The organism is Nocardioides endophyticus, from assembly GCF_039543845.1.
Taxonomy (GTDB): Bacteria; Actinomycetota; Actinomycetes; order Propionibacteriales; family Nocardioidaceae; genus Nocardioides; species Nocardioides endophyticus.
The window spans coordinates 76,294-92,789 of record NZ_BAABKN010000028.1 but is presented as its reverse complement, the minus strand read 5'-3'; the positions used below and the strand labels follow the sequence as shown (position 1 = coordinate 92,789).

General features: G+C 71.1%; 14 protein-coding genes. 8 read left to right on the top strand and 6 right to left on the bottom strand.

Features of this window, described 5'->3' with window-relative positions; all coding sequences use genetic code 11:
• Genes glnA through ABEA33_RS21990 form a run of 4 tightly spaced genes read left to right on the top strand, consistent with a single transcriptional unit; the run spans position 1 to position 5,382 of the window.
• Complete coding sequence (gene glnA / locus ABEA33_RS22005; RefSeq protein ID WP_345529198.1) at positions 1-1,341, top strand: type I glutamate--ammonia ligase; 1,341 nt, start codon at positions 1-3, stop codon at positions 1,339-1,341.
• Positions 1,341-1,700 (top strand): hypothetical protein, encoded by a 360-nt coding sequence (locus tag ABEA33_RS22000; RefSeq protein ID WP_345529197.1) that lies wholly within the window; start codon positions 1,341-1,343, stop codon positions 1,698-1,700. The genes glnA and ABEA33_RS22000 overlap by 1 nt, the downstream gene beginning before the upstream one ends.
• Positions 1,697-2,410, top strand: coding sequence for a type 1 glutamine amidotransferase (locus ABEA33_RS21995; protein WP_345529196.1), 714 nt, complete (start codon positions 1,697-1,699; stop codon positions 2,408-2,410). Before ABEA33_RS22000 ends, ABEA33_RS21995 begins: the two co-directional genes overlap by 4 nt.
• Positions 2,407-5,382, top strand: coding sequence for a bifunctional [glutamine synthetase] adenylyltransferase/[glutamine synthetase]-adenylyl-L-tyrosine phosphorylase (locus tag ABEA33_RS21990; protein WP_345529195.1), 2,976 nt, complete (start codon positions 2,407-2,409; stop codon positions 5,380-5,382). Before ABEA33_RS21995 ends, ABEA33_RS21990 begins: the two co-directional genes overlap by 4 nt.
• A gap of 9 nt (positions 5,383-5,391) precedes the next feature.
• Here ABEA33_RS21990 and ABEA33_RS21985 read toward each other — a convergent pair whose 3' ends face one another.
• Both ABEA33_RS21985 and ABEA33_RS21980 read right to left on the bottom strand, forming a co-directional pair.
• Positions 5,392-6,003, bottom strand: a complete 612-nt coding sequence (locus ABEA33_RS21985) for a hypothetical protein (protein ID WP_345529194.1) — start codon at positions 6,001-6,003, stop codon at positions 5,392-5,394.
• Entirely contained in the window at positions 6,000-7,343 is a 1,344-nt protein-coding gene (locus tag ABEA33_RS21980) for an MFS transporter (protein ID WP_345529193.1), read from the bottom strand. The genes ABEA33_RS21985 and ABEA33_RS21980 overlap by 4 nt, the downstream gene beginning before the upstream one ends.
• A gap of 54 nt (positions 7,344-7,397) precedes the next feature.
• On the opposite strand from ABEA33_RS21980, the gene ABEA33_RS21975 reads away from it, so the two are divergent.
• Positions 7,398-8,042 (top strand): helix-turn-helix transcriptional regulator, encoded by a 645-nt coding sequence (locus tag ABEA33_RS21975; RefSeq protein ID WP_345529192.1) that lies wholly within the window; start codon positions 7,398-7,400, stop codon positions 8,040-8,042.
• Between the two features lie 115 nt (positions 8,043-8,157).
• Here ABEA33_RS21975 and ABEA33_RS21970 read toward each other — a convergent pair whose 3' ends face one another.
• Together ABEA33_RS21970 and ABEA33_RS21965 are read right to left on the bottom strand one after the other, a co-directional pair.
• On the bottom strand, positions 8,158-8,871 hold the full coding sequence (locus ABEA33_RS21970; RefSeq protein ID WP_345529191.1) for a response regulator transcription factor: 714 nt from the start codon (positions 8,869-8,871) through the stop codon (positions 8,158-8,160).
• Between the two features lie 151 nt (positions 8,872-9,022).
• Positions 9,023-11,725 (bottom strand): winged helix-turn-helix domain-containing protein, encoded by a 2,703-nt coding sequence (locus tag ABEA33_RS21965; RefSeq protein WP_345529190.1) that lies wholly within the window; start codon positions 11,723-11,725, stop codon positions 9,023-9,025.
• Positions 11,726-11,860: 135 nt separating this feature from the next.
• Here ABEA33_RS21965 and ABEA33_RS21960 point away from each other — a divergent pair, with 135 nt between their 5' ends.
• Entirely contained in the window at positions 11,861-12,088 is a 228-nt protein-coding gene (locus ABEA33_RS21960; RefSeq protein WP_345529189.1) for a hypothetical protein, read from the top strand.
• A gap of 65 nt (positions 12,089-12,153) precedes the next feature.
• Positions 12,154-12,555 (top strand): helix-turn-helix transcriptional regulator, encoded by a 402-nt coding sequence (locus ABEA33_RS21955; protein WP_345529188.1) that lies wholly within the window; start codon positions 12,154-12,156, stop codon positions 12,553-12,555.
• A gap of 17 nt (positions 12,556-12,572) precedes the next feature.
• Here the strand turns inward: ABEA33_RS21955 and ABEA33_RS21950 are convergent, their stop codons facing one another.
• Together ABEA33_RS21950 and ABEA33_RS21945 are read right to left on the bottom strand one after the other, a co-directional pair.
• Positions 12,573-13,223, bottom strand: a complete 651-nt coding sequence (locus ABEA33_RS21950) for a hypothetical protein (RefSeq protein WP_345529187.1) — start codon at positions 13,221-13,223, stop codon at positions 12,573-12,575.
• On the bottom strand, positions 13,207-14,031 hold the full coding sequence (locus tag ABEA33_RS21945; protein WP_345529186.1) for a bestrophin-like domain: 825 nt from the start codon (positions 14,029-14,031) through the stop codon (positions 13,207-13,209). Before ABEA33_RS21945 ends, ABEA33_RS21950 begins: the two co-directional genes overlap by 17 nt.
• Before the next feature lie 204 nt (positions 14,032-14,235).
• On the opposite strand from ABEA33_RS21945, the gene ABEA33_RS21940 reads away from it, so the two are divergent.
• Positions 14,236-16,413 carry a glutamine synthetase III family protein gene (locus ABEA33_RS21940; RefSeq protein ID WP_345529185.1) on the top strand — a complete coding sequence of 726 codons (2,178 nt, stop codon included), beginning with the start codon at positions 14,236-14,238 and terminating at the stop codon, positions 16,411-16,413.
• Positions 16,414-16,496: the final 83 nt, after the last annotated feature.

Sequence of the window (16,496 nt, the reverse complement as noted above, 5' to 3'; positions counted from 1 at the left end):
ATGGGTAAGCAGGAAGACTTCGTACTCCGCGCGCTTGAAGAGCGCGACGTCCGCTTCGTCCGGCTCTGGTTCACCGACGTGCTCGGGTTCCTGAAGTCGGTCGCGGTCGCTCCGGCAGAGCTGGAGCAGGCCTTCGCGGAGGGGATCGGTTTCGACGGCTCCTCCATCGAGGGCTTCGCGCGGGTCTACGAGTCCGACATGCTCGCCAAACCCGACCCGTCGACCTTCCAGATCCTGCCGTGGCGCAGCGGCGAGGGCCCGTCGACCGCCCGGATGTTCTGCGACATCGTGATGCCCGACGGCTCCCCGTCGTACGCCGACCCGCGGTTCGTGCTCAAGCGCACGCTGAGCAAGGCCGCCGACAAGGGGTTCACGTTCTACACGCACCCCGAGATCGAGTTCTACCTCTTCAAGGACCTGCCCGAGGGTGGCGCCGAGCCCGTCCCGGTCGACCGCAGCGGCTACTTCGACCACACCGCGCAGTCCATGGGCGCCGACTTCCGCCGTGAGGCGATCACGATGCTCGAGGCGATGGGCATCTCCGTCGAGTTCAGCCACCACGAGGGCGGCCCGGGCCAGCAGGAGATCGACCTGCGGTACGCCGACGCCCTGTCGACGGCCGACAACATCATGACGTTCCGCACCGTGATCCGAGAGGTGGCGCTGAGCCAGGACATCTGGGCGTCGTTCATGCCCAAGCCACTCACCGACCACCCCGGCTCCGGCATGCACACGCACGTCTCGCTCTTCGAGGGCGACAACAACGCGTTCTTCGAGGCAGGAGCGGAGTACCAGCTCTCGCGCACCGGGCGGCAGTTCATCGCCGGCATCCTCAAGCACGCCAACGAGATCAGCGTCGTCACCAACCAGTGGGTCAACAGCTACAAGCGGATGATGTGGGGCGCCGAGGCGCCGTCGTACATCTGCTGGGGGCACAACAACCGCTCCGCGATGATCCGGGTCCCGATGTACAAGCCGCTCAAGGGCCAGTCGACCCGCATCGAGCTGCGCTCCCTGGACGCCGCCTGCAACCCCTACCTCGCGTACGCCGTCGTGCTCGCTGCCGGGATGAAGGGCATCGAGGAGGGCTACGAGCTGCCGCGTGAGGCCGAGGACGACGTGTGGTCGCTCTCGGAGCGCGAGCGCAAGAGCCTCGGCATCGACCCGCTGCCGCGCAGCCTGTACGACGCCATCGGCATCGCGGAGAACTCCGAGCTGCTGGCCGACACCCTCGGCGAGCAGGTCTTCGACTTCTTCCTGCGCAACAAGCGCGCCGAGTGGGACGACTACCGCGGCCAGGTCTCGCCCTTCGAGCGGGAGCGCATGCTCCCGGTGGTGTGATGACCGACGAGGAGTTCCTGACTGCCGATCGCGCCAAGAGCATCCGGCGGCTGCTGTACGTCGTCCTCGGGTTCGCCGCTGTCCTGGTGTTCCTGGGGCTGCCGCTGGTCTTCGGCTCGTACCTCCGCTACGGCGTGATCGTCCTCTGCATCGCCCTGGTCCTCTCGGTGGTCGGCGGCCTCGCCCTGCAGGCCACCCGCACGGGTGCCGAGACCGCCAAGCGGCTGTGCATCGTCACGGGTGTCCTCACGCTCGTGCTGTCGGTGCCGCTGATCCCGATCTGGATCGGCCTGCTGACCGCCGTGACCGGTATCGGTCTGCTGGTGGTCACGGTCGCCCCTGACCGGGAGCCGCGGTGAGCGAGCGCCCGCGCGTGCTCGTCGTCGAGCACGACGCCGAGTGCCCGCCGGCGCTGATGGGCACCTGGCTCGAGGAGGCCGGCTGCGCGCTCGACGTACGCCGCCCCTACGGTGGTGACGACCTGCCCGACCTCGCGGCGTACGACGGCCTGCTGATCCTCGGCGGCCCGATGGGCGCCGACGACGACGCGATGCACTCGTGGCTCGGCCCCGTGAAGGAGCTGGTCCGCGAGGCGCGGGGGAGCGGCCTGCCGACGCTCGGCATCTGCCTGGGCCACCAGCTGATCGCGTCCGCACTCGGCGGCCGGGTGGAGCGCAACCCGCGCGGCCAGCAGGTCGGTCTGCTCGACGTCGGCTGGACCGGCGCGGCAGCGCAGGACGCCTTGCTGGGTCCGCTCGCCTCGCCCCGCCGTGGGGTGCAGTGGAACGACGACATCGTCAGCGCGCTGCCCGCTGATGCGACCCTGCTCGCGGAGACGGCGTACGGCGAGGTGCAGGCGGCTCGCTACGCCCCGACGATGTGGGGGGTGCAGCTGCACCCGGAGGTCGACGCCGCGGTGCTCCGGCCCTGGGCTGACGAGGACCGGGGCAGCCACGAGACGCGGGGCATCGACACCGGCGCGCTCCTGCGCGAGATCGACGCCGCCCGAGCCGAGCTCGACGCGGCCTGGCGGCCGCTGGCCGAGAGCTTCGCGGGTCTGGTGCGATGACGCGGGCGGCGACCAGCAAGGGCAACCTGCTGCGACTGGGGTTCCAGGACTCCGACGCCGCCCTCACCTCGCTCGGCCTGCTCGGCGACGCCGCCGAGCCGTTGCTCGCGCTGCTGGGCCGCACCGCCGACCCGGATGCGGCGCTCGGCGGGCTGTTGCGGCTGCGCGACGTCGTCGACGACCCGGACACCCTGATCACAGCCCTCGTGGACGATGAGGGAACCGCGATGCGGCTGCTGTGCGTGCTCGGCGCGAGCGAGGCACTCGCCGACCACCTGGTCCGGCACCCGGAGCACTGGCGCGAGCTCACCGACCCGATCCTCGGGTCGACCCGGCCCGCTGCCTGGGCGATCCGCGAGTCGCTGCTGTCGGCAGTCGGGGCCGACGCCGCCGACGCCGACCCGGTCGCCACGGTCCCCGACGCAGCGGCCGTGGACGCGCTGCGCGTGGAGTACCGCCGGCTGCTGCTGCGCCTCGCCGCTCGCGATCTGACCCACCACCTCGGGGTCGACGACGCCGCGGCGGAGCTGTCCGACCTCGCGGCGGGCACCCTCGAGGCGGCCCTGGCCGTCGCCCGGCAACGGATCGGTGCGGACGCCGCTCTGGCCCGGCTCGCCGTACTGGCGATGGGCAAGTGCGGCGGGCACGAGCTCAACTACGTCTCCGACGTCGACGTCATCTACGCCTTCGCGCCGGCCGAGGGCGCCGACGAGAACGCCGCGGCGAAGGCCGCCACCCAGCTGGCCAGCAACCTGATGCGGGTCTGCTCCGACCACACCGGTGAGGGCACGATCTGGCCGGTCGACGCCAACCTCCGCCCCGAGGGCAAGGCCGGGCCGCTGGTGCGCACGATCGCCAGCCACCGTGGCTACTACGAGCGCTGGGCCAGCACCTGGGAGTTCCAGGCGCTCCTCAAGGCGCGTCCCGTCGCGGGCGACCTGGAGCTGGGTCGGGGGTTCGTCGAGACGGTCGACCCGATGGTGTGGTCGGCCGCCGAGCGAGAGGGGTTCGTGAAGGACACCCAGGCGATGCGCCGCCGGGTGGTCGACCACATCCCCGCCCGCGAGGCGGAGCGCCAGCTCAAGCTCGGTGCGGGCGGGCTGCGCGACGTCGAGTTCGCCGTCCAACTGCTCCAGCTGGTGCACGGCCGCGCCGACGAGGCGATCCGCGCGCCCACGACGCTCAGCGCGCTGGCCGCGCTGACCGACGGCGGGTACGTCGGGCGCGAGGACGGCGAGGCGCTGCACGAGGCGTACGCGTTCCTGCGCACCCTGGAGCACCGCATCCAGCTGCACGGCCTGCGGCGTACCCATGTCGTCCCCGACGACGAGGCGTCGCTGCGACGGCTCGGCCGGAGCATGAACTTCCTCAAGGACCCGGTCGGCATCCTCGACAAGACCTGGCAGCACCACCGGCGCGAGGTGCGCCGGCTGCACGAGAAGCTCTTCTACCGTCCGCTGCTCGCTGCCGTCGCGCGGATCCCCGGCGACGAGGCCCGGCTGTCCCCGGAGGCCGCCGAACGCCGCCTCGGTGCGCTCGGGTTCGCCGACCCGCGCGCCGCACTGCGGCACCTCGAGGCGCTCACCTCCGGCCTGAGCCGGACGGCGCAGATCCAGCGGACCCTGCTGCCGGCGATGCTGTCGTGGTTCGCCGACGCTCCCGACCCGGACGCGGGACTCTTCGGCTTCCGGCGGATCAGCGAGTCGCTCGGCTCGACGCCCTGGTACCTCTCGACCCTGCGCGACGAGGGTCAGGTCGCCGAACGACTCGCCCGGATCCTCGCGACCTCGCGCTACGCCACCGACCTCCTGGAGCGCGAGCCTCAGGGCGTCCGGATGCTGACCGGCGACCTGCAGCCGCTCAGTGCCGAGGCCCTGACCGAGGAGATGCTCTCGCTGGTCGGGCGCCACCACGAGCCCGAGGTGGCGGCCAAGGCGATCCGCGGCATCCGGCGGCGCGAGCTGCTCCGGATCGCCGCCGGTGACCTGCTCGGGCAGATCGACGTGGCCGACGTCGGCGCGGGGCTCTCGCGGCTCACCGACGCGACCCTGGAGGCGACCATGGCGGTCGCCGGCCGGGTGGCCCGGACCCAGCGCGGCCTCGACGAGGCGCCCACGCGGATGGCGATCGTCGCGATGGGCCGGTACGGCGGGTTCGAGCTGTCCTACGGCAGCGACGCCGACGTGATGTTCGTGCACGACCCGCTGCCGGGCGTCGAGCCGCAGGTCGCCTCGGCGTACGCCCAGGCGGTCGCCAACGAGCTGCGCCGGCTGCTCGCGCTCGCCGGACCGGATCCCGCGCTCGAGATCGATGCCGCCCTGCGTCCCGAGGGCACTCAGGGCGCCCTCGTGCGCACCCTGGACTCGTACGCCGCCTACTACGCGAAGTGGTCCAAGGTCTGGGAGGCCCAGGCGCTCCTGCGGGCCGACGCGGTCGTCGGAGACCTCGACCTGCGGCAGCGGTTCGAGGACCTGATCGCCCCGCTGCGCTACCCGCCCGAGGGCATCTCGCTCGACGACGTCGGCGAGGTGCGCCGGATCAAGGCCCGGGTCGACTCGGAGCGGCTGCCCCGTGGTGCCGACCCGCACACGCACCTCAAGCTCGGTCGCGGCGGCCTCGCCGACATCGAGTGGACGATCCAGCTGCTCCAGATGCGGTACGCCGGCGCCGTCGAGGGGCTGCGGACCTCCCGCACCCTCGAGGCCCTGGCCGCGGCTCGCGACGCCGACCTCATCGGTGAGGACGATGCGGCCGTGCTCCAGCAGAGCTGGCGGCGGGTGAGCCGCGTCCGCAACGCGGTCACCCTGGTGCGGGGCAAGCCGGCCGACGAGCTCCCGCGCGACCTCCGTGAGCGCGCTGCCGTCGCCGCGATCCTGGGCTACCCGCCCGGGTCCTCCGACGCGATGGTCAACGACCAGCTGCGCTACACGCGGCTGGCTCGGGCCGTCGTGGACCGCATCTTCTGGGAGTGACGCGAGCCGTCACAGCAGGTCGCGAAGGCGCGCGGCGAGAGAGTCCTTCACGGCCTGGGTGATCGCGATCTGGATCTGGGCGTCGAGGTCGTCCCGACTGTCGAGGTTCGCCAGGAGTGCACGGAGATCGAGGTCGTCGATCGCGCGGGTGAGGACGTCGTCGGTCTTCAGGGCCGCGTCGACGACCGAGTCCGGGATCGCGCGGATCGCAGTCTCGAGGAGACCGTTGAGGTCCGCGTTGTCGAGCGCCTCGTCGACCAGCTCCGACGCCGGCGGCAGCGAGCCGTCGTCCTTCATCCGCGGGACGGCTGCCAGCAGACCCTCGCGCAGGGCGTCGATCTCGGCGTCGGTGCGGGTGCCGGCCTGCGCGAGCTCCAGGGTCAGCGCCTCGCGGGTGACGCCGAGGCTGCAGGCCGCGCCGTCGATCCCCAGCAGCACGAGTCGTTCGGTGAGGCCGTCGATGCCGTCGGCACGCGAGGTGACCGCGCGTTCGGCGCAGGGGTCGGCCGGCTGCAAGGGCTCGAACGTCCCGCCGCCGCTGGCGACCTGGACCCCGAGTACGCCGCACACCAGGACCAGCGCGACCAGGGGCAGACCGATGAGGCGGGAGAGACTGGTCATGGCGTCTTCCGCCGGTGCGGCCAGACCACGGTCAGCAGGGCGAGGAGCGCGAGTCCCGCGCCGATCAGGAACGAGTCCCTGAAGGCCCAGGTGGCAGCACGCTCCAGCTGGGCGTCGAGATCGCGCTCGAGCCGTGCTGCCGCGGGGCGTTCCTCGGAGGGCAGGTCCGCTGTCGCGAAGGCGTGTGACAGGTCCGGCACCCGACCTTGCTGTTGCGACAGCTCGCCGCCCAGCGCCTCGGCGATCGAGATCTTGTCCTCCGGCAACAGCTCGGCGTCGAGCACCAAGGACGTGATCGCCTCCTGGGCCGGCACCTGGGCGTCCTGCAGGTCCGCGGTGAAGACCGGCGTGAGGATCATCAGCCCCACGACCACGCCGACATGGCGAGCACTGATCGTCCACGCCGCGTGCCGGACCCGCGGGAGGCGCATCTCCATCGCCCGGGAGGTGAGCTGGTCGACCGTCAGGCCGAGTCCCAGGCCGATCAGAGCCTGGGGCGGGATCGTCCAGACGAGGTCGGCCGACGGCAGGATCGCGAGACCGGCCAGCCCGCCGGCGATGAGGAAGCAGCCCGACGCGACCTCGACCTCGTGCGAGGGCCGCAGGAGGCGGGCGAGCGGGCGTGCGGCGAGCGCCGCGACCGGTACGACGGAGACCGTCAGCGCCGCGACCCCCGGCGACTGGCGCCAGCCCTCGACCAGGAGCAGGACCAGCAGGAAGAGCGCTGCCGTGAGCGCGGCCGAGAGCAGGGCGAGGGTGAGGTTGGGGCGCAGCGCGGGACGGTGACGGTCCGGCGTGAGATCAGGTGTGGCGGCCACGGCGAGCGCGGCCGGCACCGCCAGCGCGGCGAACGGCACCTGGACCACGAAGATGGCCTGCCACGAGAACACCTCGGTCAGCACTCCGCCCGCGAACGGGCCGATGGCGGTGCCGACCACACCAGCGGTGACCCACGCGGCGACGCCGCGACGCTCGCCGTACACGGCGACCAGGAGCTCCAGGCACCCGACCAGCGCCAGCGCGCCTCCGAGCGCCTGCAGGCACCGTGCCGCGATCAGCACCTCGATCGACTGCGCCACCGCGCACCACGCCGAGGAGCCGGCGAACACCGCGATGCCGGCGGCGCTGACGACCCGTGGCTGCGACCGGGCGAAGACCACCGCCGCCGGCACGGCAGTGAGGCCCAGCACCAGGTTGAACGCGATCAGCACCCAGGCGACCTGCGCGACGGACGCGTCCAGGTGTCGGAGGATGTCGGGCAGCGCGAGGGTCACCACCGCGGAGTCTGCGAGCACGAGCGCCACGGTCACGGCGAGGAGAGGGGCCACGGCACGACGCACGCGCCCATCTTGGCAGCAGGTTTGACGGCGCGTGCGATGCGCAACGATCGAGATATGAGCGACGGTAGGGCCAGGGTGGCCGTGCTGAGTCCTTACCCGATCGTGGTCGAGGGTCTCACCGCCATGCTCGGCCGACACAGCCACCGCGTCGAGGTCGTCGACGTCGTACCGACCGTGGACCACGAGGAGCCGGACGTGGTGCTGTACGACGTGGCGGGCCTCTCGGAGAGCGACGGGGACGATCTCGACCACCTGGTGAAGAAGACGGCGTGCGTCGTGTTCGCGGTCGGCCGCGATCTCCGTCCCGACCTCCTCGGGCAGGCACTGGCCCTCTCGGTCGACGGGTTCTTCTCGATGAACGTGACGGAGGCCGAGCTGCTCGCCGCGGTCGACTCGGCGACGACGGGCTGGCAGATGGGGGACGCCGGCCCCGATCCGGTCGTCGGGTCCAGCGACTCCGAGCAGCGAGCGCACCGGCTCGGCGGCGACGCGGGTCTCAGCGATCGTGAGGCCGAGGTGCTCTCGTGGATCGCCCGAGGGCTCACCAACGACGAGATCGCTCGGCAGTGCTTCTTGAGCATCAACTCCGTGAAGACCTACATCCGGACGTCGTACCGCAAGATCGGGGTGCGCAGTCGCAGCCAGGCGGTCGCGTGGGCCGTCCAACACGGATTCGCCGCGCATCACGACCAGGTGTGACGTTCCTTCGAAGTGGGTGACCTGGCTCAGAACGGGTACGGCCACCGATAGCCGGGTTCTCACCACATCGGGTGAGGCTCACTCGCAGGGGGCGGGGGCTCGGCACTCAGGCCGCCTAGTGTCGCGGGACCGGCTCTTCCATCCGGTAGCCGACACCGCGCACGGTGCGGATGTAGCGGGAGCCCCCGAGCTTGCGGCGCAGGTTGCCTACGTGGACCTCGACGACGTGCGTGTCGCCGATCCAGGGAGTGCCCCAGACGGCCTTGAGCAGCTCCTCGCGGGTCGCGACCTTGGTGGGGCTGCGCATCAGCTCGGTCAGCAGGTCGAACTCCGTGCGGGTGAGCAGCAGCTCCTCGCCCTCGCGGTAGACCCGCCGGGCATCGAGATCGACCCGGAGCCCGCCGTACACCAGCATCTCGGGAGCGTCGCCGTCGGCCAGCACGCTCGGGCGCGGCCGGCGGAACATCGCGTTGACCCGGGCCTGGAGCTCGCGCAGGCTGAACGGCTTGGACATGAAGTCGTCGGCGCCGGTCTCCAGGCCGAGGAGACGGTCGATCTCGTCGGAGCGAGCGGTGACCATGATGATGTAGGCGTCGCTCTGCTCGCGGATCTGCCGGCAGACCTCGATCCCGTCGATCCCGGGGAGGCCGAGGTCGAGGGTCACCAGGGCGGGGTTCACCGCGCGCACGGCCTCGACACCGGCAGGGCCGCTGTCGACCGCAGTCACCTCGAGACCGAGGTCGGTGAGCGTGTGCATGATCAGCTCGCGGATGTCGCGGTCGTCCTCGACCACGACGGCGCGCCGAATCTGCTGGGGAACACCCTCCATGGGGACGGATGATGCCACGAACGGGCCGTTATCGTTTCGTGATCGGACAGTGACCTTCTCGATGCCTGGCCCGACGGGGTCGCTGTGCGCGGTCGCGGAGACGCTATCTGCCGCCTGCCGGCCGTGGGTTACGCCCATGTGTCATCTCGGGTCATGACGGTCCGCCTGGCAGCAGTCCGAGCTCGCGCGCTCGCTGCACCGCCTGCCGCTTGCTGGTGACGTCCAGCTTCAGGAAGATCCGTTTGAGGTGGGCCTTGACGGTGTTGACCGAGACATAGAGGTCGGCCGCGATCTCGCCGTTGGTCATCATGGTCGGCAGGAACTGGAGCACGCTCAGCTCCCGGTCCGTCAGCGGATCCGCCAGTGCTGACGCCACGTTGTCCGGTCCGCCTCGCCCGAGCAGGACGAGCAGCGCGTCGACGGTCCCACTGAGCTCGGGCCGGAGCTCCTGCAGCCGCTGCAGCATCCGTTCGAGCTGCTCCGGGCCGGCCGCGGTGAAGGGACGGTAGATCCGGTCCGGGCCGGCGGCCGCCACGGCGCGACCGAGAGCGTCGACGGCCCTGCTGTCCTCGCGGAGGCGGTCGGCCGCCAGGGCGGTCAGCAGCCAGACCGGGACGTCCGTGGCGTCGGGACCCGCCGGGTCGTGGCGCAGCGGACGCAGCACCTCGTCGGCCGCACGGGCGTCGCCGAGAGCCAGAGCCGCCCGAGCCAGCAGGCACTGCTCCTGGACGTACGGCGGCTCCCGGTCGCGCAGGGCGGCCGCGAGCCGGTCGGACGCCTCGGCGGCCCGGCCGGAGGCCAGTGCGACCTCGGCCTCGGTGATGGCCAGCCAGCGGGTCAGGAACGGCGGAGTCAGGCTGTCCGCTCCCAGTGCCCGAGCCAGCGCCAACCGGTCGCGGGCGTCGTCGACGTGTCCCGCTGACAGGGCGAGACGGGCGCCCGCCAGGAGGAGGGCCCGCCGGGTCGCCGGCTCGCAGTACCCAGCGACGAGGCCGCGCTCGATCGCGGTCTCGGCATCGTCCAGCTCGTGCCGCTGGAGACGGATCATGGCCTCGGCGAGGTACGCCGTCGCCACCTGGGGGAGTGGTGCCCAACCGCGGGCCTGGACCACCCCGATCGCCCGGGCGGCGTACGCGGATCCGTCACCGGGTCGGCCCAGCGCGGCGGCCGTCAGCGCCAGGAGTGACAGCACGTTGACCCGGGTCACCTCGACACCGGACTCATCGGTGGCCACGAGTGCGTCCAGCAGGCAGGCCTGCGCGCCCGAGACGTCCCCCGACCACAGCAGCCCGGTGCCGTGGTTCGCAAGGGCGACCGCCCGGTAGGCCTCGGCCGCAGGCACCACCGCGGTGAGCTCAGCCAGCAGGTCGAGCGCCTGGGTCGTCACCGCGAGCAGCGCCGTGATGTCGCCGTCCGACCGGGCGACCACGGTGGAGAGGACCAGTAGGGCGAGGCGGGAGGCCCCGTCATGTGGTCTCGGAGCGGTTGCCGCGAGGAGGTCGCTCGCGAGCGCGAGGCACGGTCGCATGTCCGCGAACCGCCCGGCGAGGTAGAGGCGAGCGGCCGCGCACATCGCGAGATCGGCGTTGCTGGACTGGTGGTCGGTGGGGATCCGCGCCAGCAGCTGACCGAGCAGGTTCCGCTCGGCCGAGACCAACAACGGCGCGGCCTGGGTCACGAACAGCTCGCCCACCAACGGCCAGTCCTCGGCGTCCGCGGCGTGCCGCAATGCCTCCAGTGGCTGGCCGTGTGCCGCGTACCATCTCGCGGCTCTGCCGTGGAGCTCGGGCACCAGCTCGGGCGCCGCGACCCGGAGCCGGTGTTGGAGCATCTCTCGGAGCAACGCGTGGTAGCGGAACCAGTCCCGACCCGCACCCAGGCCGATGACGAAGGCGTTCGACTCCTCGAGGTCCTCGAGCCGACGCTGGCAATGCTGCTGTCCGGTGAGGACCGCGGCGAGCTCGGCGCTGAGTCGCTCGACGACCGAGGTCCTCAGCAGGAACTCCTGGTCCTCGACGGGCAGGCTGGCCAGCACCTCCTCCCCGAGGTACGTCGCCACGGCCCGATCGGCGCCGGCGAAGTCCTGCACGCTGTGCCCCGCCCCCGGGCGACGCAGGAAGAGCGCAGCCAGCCGCAGGCCCGCGGGCCACCCTTCGGTCCGTTCGACCAGCGAGCTCGCGTCGGCCGCGACGACCGGCATCTTGTGCGCGGCGAGCAGCGCTGCCGCCTCGTCGTCGGTGAAGGCCAGGTCCCGGGGCCGGATCTCGGCGAGCTCCTCGGCGACGCGGAGGCGGTGGAGGGGGATCGGTGGATCCGCGCGGGTCGAGATCACCAGACGCAGCGCGGGGATCGGATGACGCAACAGCTCACCGAGCTGCTCGAACACGACCGGATCGGTGATGAGCTGGAAGTCGTCGAGGACGAGCACGACGGTCGTGGGCAGGGTCGCCAGCTCGGAGAGCACCCGGCGATACCCCTCGTCGGGTCCGCCGAGACCCGGCATCAGGGTGGTCAGTGGGTGGTCGGAGGGGAACGGCGCTGCTACGCGCAGTGCGGCGACCACACAGGTCCAGAACCGACTGGGCTCGTCGTCGGCAGGATCGAGCGAGACCCAGCCGACAGGGCCCGGGGCTGCGCCGGTCGTCGCCCAATGCGCGGTGGCGAGAGTCTTGCCCCAGCCGGCACCCGCGCTCACCACCGTCAGCGCGCGCGCCGTCCCGTCCTGCAGCTGATCGTGCAGGCGCGGGCGGGTGACGAAGGAGGGCGGGACGCTCGGTGGCACGAGCTTGGTCGGGAGCACGTCGGCGTACGCCGCCCGCCGTAGCGGAGACGTCGTGCTCCCTGATCCATGCATGGCACACCCTCCTGCGCGCCGGCAGTCCTTCGGACACTAGCGGACTGCGACCGGACGTCACAGGCGGTTCATCCGCCCCGGGTGACGCGCCGACGACGGGAGTCGGGTCACGGTGGGTGCCTCGGACCCGAGGAGGTGACGCGAGTGCTGGCCAAGGCCTTCGAGATCCACGTCCGAGGCACCATTCCGGCCGACCTCCTCTCGGACTTCGAGTACCTCGAGGTTGAGGTGATGTGCACCAAGACCGTGCTGCGAGGTGTCGTGCCCGACCAGGCCGCGTTGTACGGCGTCCTGCTGCGGCTGCAGTCCCTCGGGCTCGAGCTGATGGAGGTGCGACAGCTGCGGGCGGAAGACCCCGAGTAGGTCGCTGCTCGCAGTTACCCGCCGCGGGTGATGTCGACCTCTCGCGTCGGCGGAAGGGTGTCGGCATGGCCACCATGATCCGCGAGCACGTCGCGGCCGTCCCGTCCTCCGACGCGCACGTCGAGCTGCCGGTGACCCTGGTGCTCGACGCCGAGATGGCGTCGAGCCTGGAGGTCCTGCTCGCGCACAGTGGCGGTCGGCTTCGGCTGGTGGCCGTCGCGCCGGTCGACCGGCTGCCGCGCGCCCCGGCCTTCGACGGGGCCCTCGTCGAGCCGTTGACCGCCAAGGAGCGGGAGGTGCTCGGCCACCTCGCGGAGCTGTTGACGACCGAGGAGATCGCGACGGCGATGTTCGTCTCGATCAACACTGTGCGCACCCACGTGCGCAGCATCCTGCGCAAGCTCGCCGTGCACCGCCGCAACGAGGCAGTACGACGAGCGCGGGCCCTGCGGCTGCTGGATGCGTGATCGTCTCCCTGAGCGGCTCAGATCGCCAGGCTCACCGGGAAGGTCGCGATCCACGCGATCGCGCCGAGGAAGACGGCCCACCCGGTGATGACGAGCGCCCACCGCAGCCGTCCGGCGGCGACCCGGGTGCTCATGCCGGCGAAGAACAGCGCGACGGCGTACAGCACGACCGTCAGGACGTAGTTGCTCGACCGTTGGATGTCGATGCGTACCTCGGCAGCGGACGCCTCGGCCGCCTTGTCGAGCTCCGCGGCGTCCTGGCGGGCGTCGAGCTGGTACTCCTTCATCGGGAAGGGCGTCTTCGGGGCGTCCGGGTTGGTGACGGGATCGGTCGCCATCCAGGCGTCGTACGCCGTGCGGAACTCGTCTCGGAACCGGTCGAGGAAGAAGCCTGCCGTGGTCTCGTCGCCCCGCTGGTCGGCCTCCGCCCACGCGATGAACGTGGCGACGTCGATCTGGGTCTGGGCCTCGGCCAGCCCCTGGGCACGAGCCGCATCGATCCGGATCGCGTTCGTGCGCCCGGCGGCGGCCGCTTGTTCGCCGTTCCACCTGGTCGCCTGGTAGCTGCTCCACGACGTCGCGACCGCAGCGACCACGAGCAGCACGGTCGCGACGACGTCCTGCCAGTTGCGCCGGTGCTCCGGCGCAGTCTCAGCTGGCGGTGCCACGATCGTCACACGGGGGAGTCACGTCGATGCCGGCGACCTCGATCTGGGCGTCGATGAGCCCGATCGTGCGCTCCATCGCGGTCGGCTGCAGCCGACCGACCCCGCCGCCGTGGGGATGGTCGAAGAACGCCAGGAGCAGCATCAGCAGGGTGATGACGACGGTCACGCTGCCCATCAGCATGCCCTGCGTGACCCGCCCCTCGCCCGGGTCGGCGAAGAACAGGAGGTACCCGAAGATCACTCCGCAGATGACGAAGAGCACGATCCACAGCGGCGCGGGGATGATGCCCTCGGCCCCGTGCACCCGGTCGATCCGGGCCTGCTCGCGGTCGGACGTCTGGTCCATCCAGCGGTCGTACGCCGATTGCTCGGTGTCGGTCCTCGGGTCCACCTGCGCGATCGTCTTGAACATCGCGGCGCCCCACGGGTTGATCCTGTTGCCGAGCGTGCCTTCGTCGAGCGCGTCCCACTCCACACCCGCCACCGACCTGGCGTAGCAGGCCAGCTCGCCGGTCAGCTCAACGGAGGCGTCGGCCGGGAGGAACTGCGCGGTCTGCACCTGCTGCGCGACGATGGTCGCCTCGGACTCGGCGCCCGACCGCGACTCGTCGTACGACTGGAACGCCAGGAAGATGATGAAGCCGAGCAGCACCGAGAAGCCGGTGGCGAGCACGCCGAAGACGCCTGACGCGCGATCCCCGTCGGTGAAGTAGCTTCCCTCGGGCGCGCGCCGGCGTACGACGAGCATCGCCGTCACGGTCACGCTGGTGGCGGCGACCGCGATGACCAGGGCCACGAGCAGGTTCACGCCGGCCTCCTCTCGAGGAGCTCCATCGTTGGCCGGGCGGCGCCCGGGGGCATCACCCCGGGTGGATGAGGTACCGGGCGTGGCGCAGGCCACGTCAGCCGGACGGCGCGCGATACCTCGACGAAACAATTCGGACACGTGGCGCCCGTACGTTCGCGCTAGCAGCCGTGGGGAGCGGCGTACGTGATGAGGGAGCCACATCGAATGAGCGCGAACAAGGTCCGTCAGCAGGCCATCTCCGACGTGGAGTCCTACGTCCCGCCGGCGATCAGCTTCGATCCCGGCGAGGAGCCCGGCGAGATCTTCGGTGCCAACGTCTTCAGCGTCAGCGTGATGCAGAAGCGCCTGCCGAAGTCCGTCTACAAGTCCGTGCTCGCGACGATCGAGAAGTCGACCCCGCTCGACCCCGACGTGGCCGACGCCGTCGCGTCGGCGATGAAGGACTGGGCACTGGAGAAGGGCGCGACCCACTACGCGCACGTCTTCTACCCGCTGACCGGCCTGACCGCCGAGAAGCACGACAGCTTCCTCGACCCGGTCGGGGACGGCACGGCGTTCGCGTCGTTCTCCGGCAAGACGCTGGTCCAGGGCGAGCCGGACGCGTCCAGCTTCCCGAACGGCGGCCTGCGCAACACGTTCGAGGCCCGTGGCTACACCGGGTGGGACGTGATGAGCCCGGCGTACGTCCTGGAGAACCCGAACGGCAACACGCTCTGCATCCCGACGGTCTTCATCTCGATGACCGGTGAGGCGCTCGACCACAAGACGCCGGTGCTGCGCTCGCAGCAGGCGATGGCGGTGCACGCCGAGCGCGTGCTCAAGCTCTTCGGGCACGCCGACCCGGAGCACGTCGTGTCCTACTGCGGCCCCGAGCAGGAGTACTTCCTGGTCGACAGCCACTTCTTCCTGGCGCGCCCGGACCTGATCAACGCCGGTCGCACCCTCTTCGGCGCCAAGCCGCCCAAGGGTCAGGAGTTCGACGACCACTACTTCGGTGCCATCCCCGAGCGCGTGCTCGGCTTCATGATGGACACCGAGCGGGAGCTCTTCAAGCTCGGCATCCCCGCCAAGACCCGGCACAACGAGGTCGCCCCCGGCCAGTTCGAGATCGCGCCGATGTTCGAGCGCGCCAACGAGGCCTCCGACCACCAGCAGCTGCTGATGACGACCTTCAAGTCGGTCGCGCGCAAGCATGGCATGGAGTGCCTCTTCCACGAGAAGCCCTTCGCCGGCGTCAACGGGTCGGGCAAGCACGTGAACTTCTCGCTGGGCAACTCCGAGCTCGGCAGCCTGCTCGTGCCGGGCGACAACCCGCACGACAACGCCCAGTTCCTCGTCTTCTGCGCGGCGGTGATCCGCTCGGTGCACAAGTACGGCGGCCTGCTGCGCTCGTCGGTCGCCTCCGCGTCCAACGACCACCGCCTCGGCGCCAACGAGGCCCCCCCGGCGATCATCTCGATCTTCCTCGGCGACCAGCTGGCCGACGTGTTCGACCAGATCGCCAAGGGCGGCGCCACTCGGTCGAAGGAGAAGGGCACGCTCACGATCGGCGTGGACACGCTGCCCAACCTGACCAAGGACCCGGGCGACCGCAACCGGACCAGCCCGTTCGCCTTCACCGGCAACCGCTTCGAGTTCCGCGCGCCGGGCTCGCTTCAGACGGTGGCGGCCCCGATGGTCGTGATCAACACGATCATGGCCGAGGCCCTCGACTACTGCGCCACCATCCTCGAGACGGCGGTCGCCGACGGCACCGACTTCAACGAGGCGGTCCAGTCGCTGCTGACGACGATCATCAGCGACCACGGCGCCGTGATCTTCAACGGCAACGGCTACTCCGAGGAGTGGCCGATCGAGGCGGAGCAGCGCGGTCTGAAGAACCTGCGTACGACCGTCGACGCGCTGCCGGAGCTGATCTCCGACGAGGCGATCGAGCTGTTCTCGAAGTACGCCGTCTTCAGCGAGCGCGAGATGCACAGCCGGTACGAGATCGGCATCGAGCAGTACCTGCTGACCGTGGGCGTCGAGGCCAACCTCACCCTCGAGATCGCCAACACGATCGTGCTCCCCAGCGCGATCCGCTACCAGACCGAGCTCGCCACCAACGTCGCCGCGCTCACCGCAGCCGGCGTCGAGGCCGACGTGTCGACGCTCCGGGCCGTCACCGCTCCGATCGGTGCCCTGAAGGCCGGCCTCGCCGACCTGACCTCGGCGGTGGACAAGTTGCACGACCTCAGCGGCATCGAGGAGGCCGCCTTCGCCCGTGACAACGTGCTCCCCGCGATGGCATCGATCCGGGCCGCCGCCGACGAGCTCGAGGGTCTGGTCGCCGACGACCTGTGGTCGCTCCCGACGTACCAGGAGATGCTCTACATCCTCTGACGAGGTCAGCCCGGAGGAGCCGAGCAGCTGTTCGAGAGGCCCAGCTGCCCAGCAGGCGTCGACGACGATGCGTGGGAGGTGCC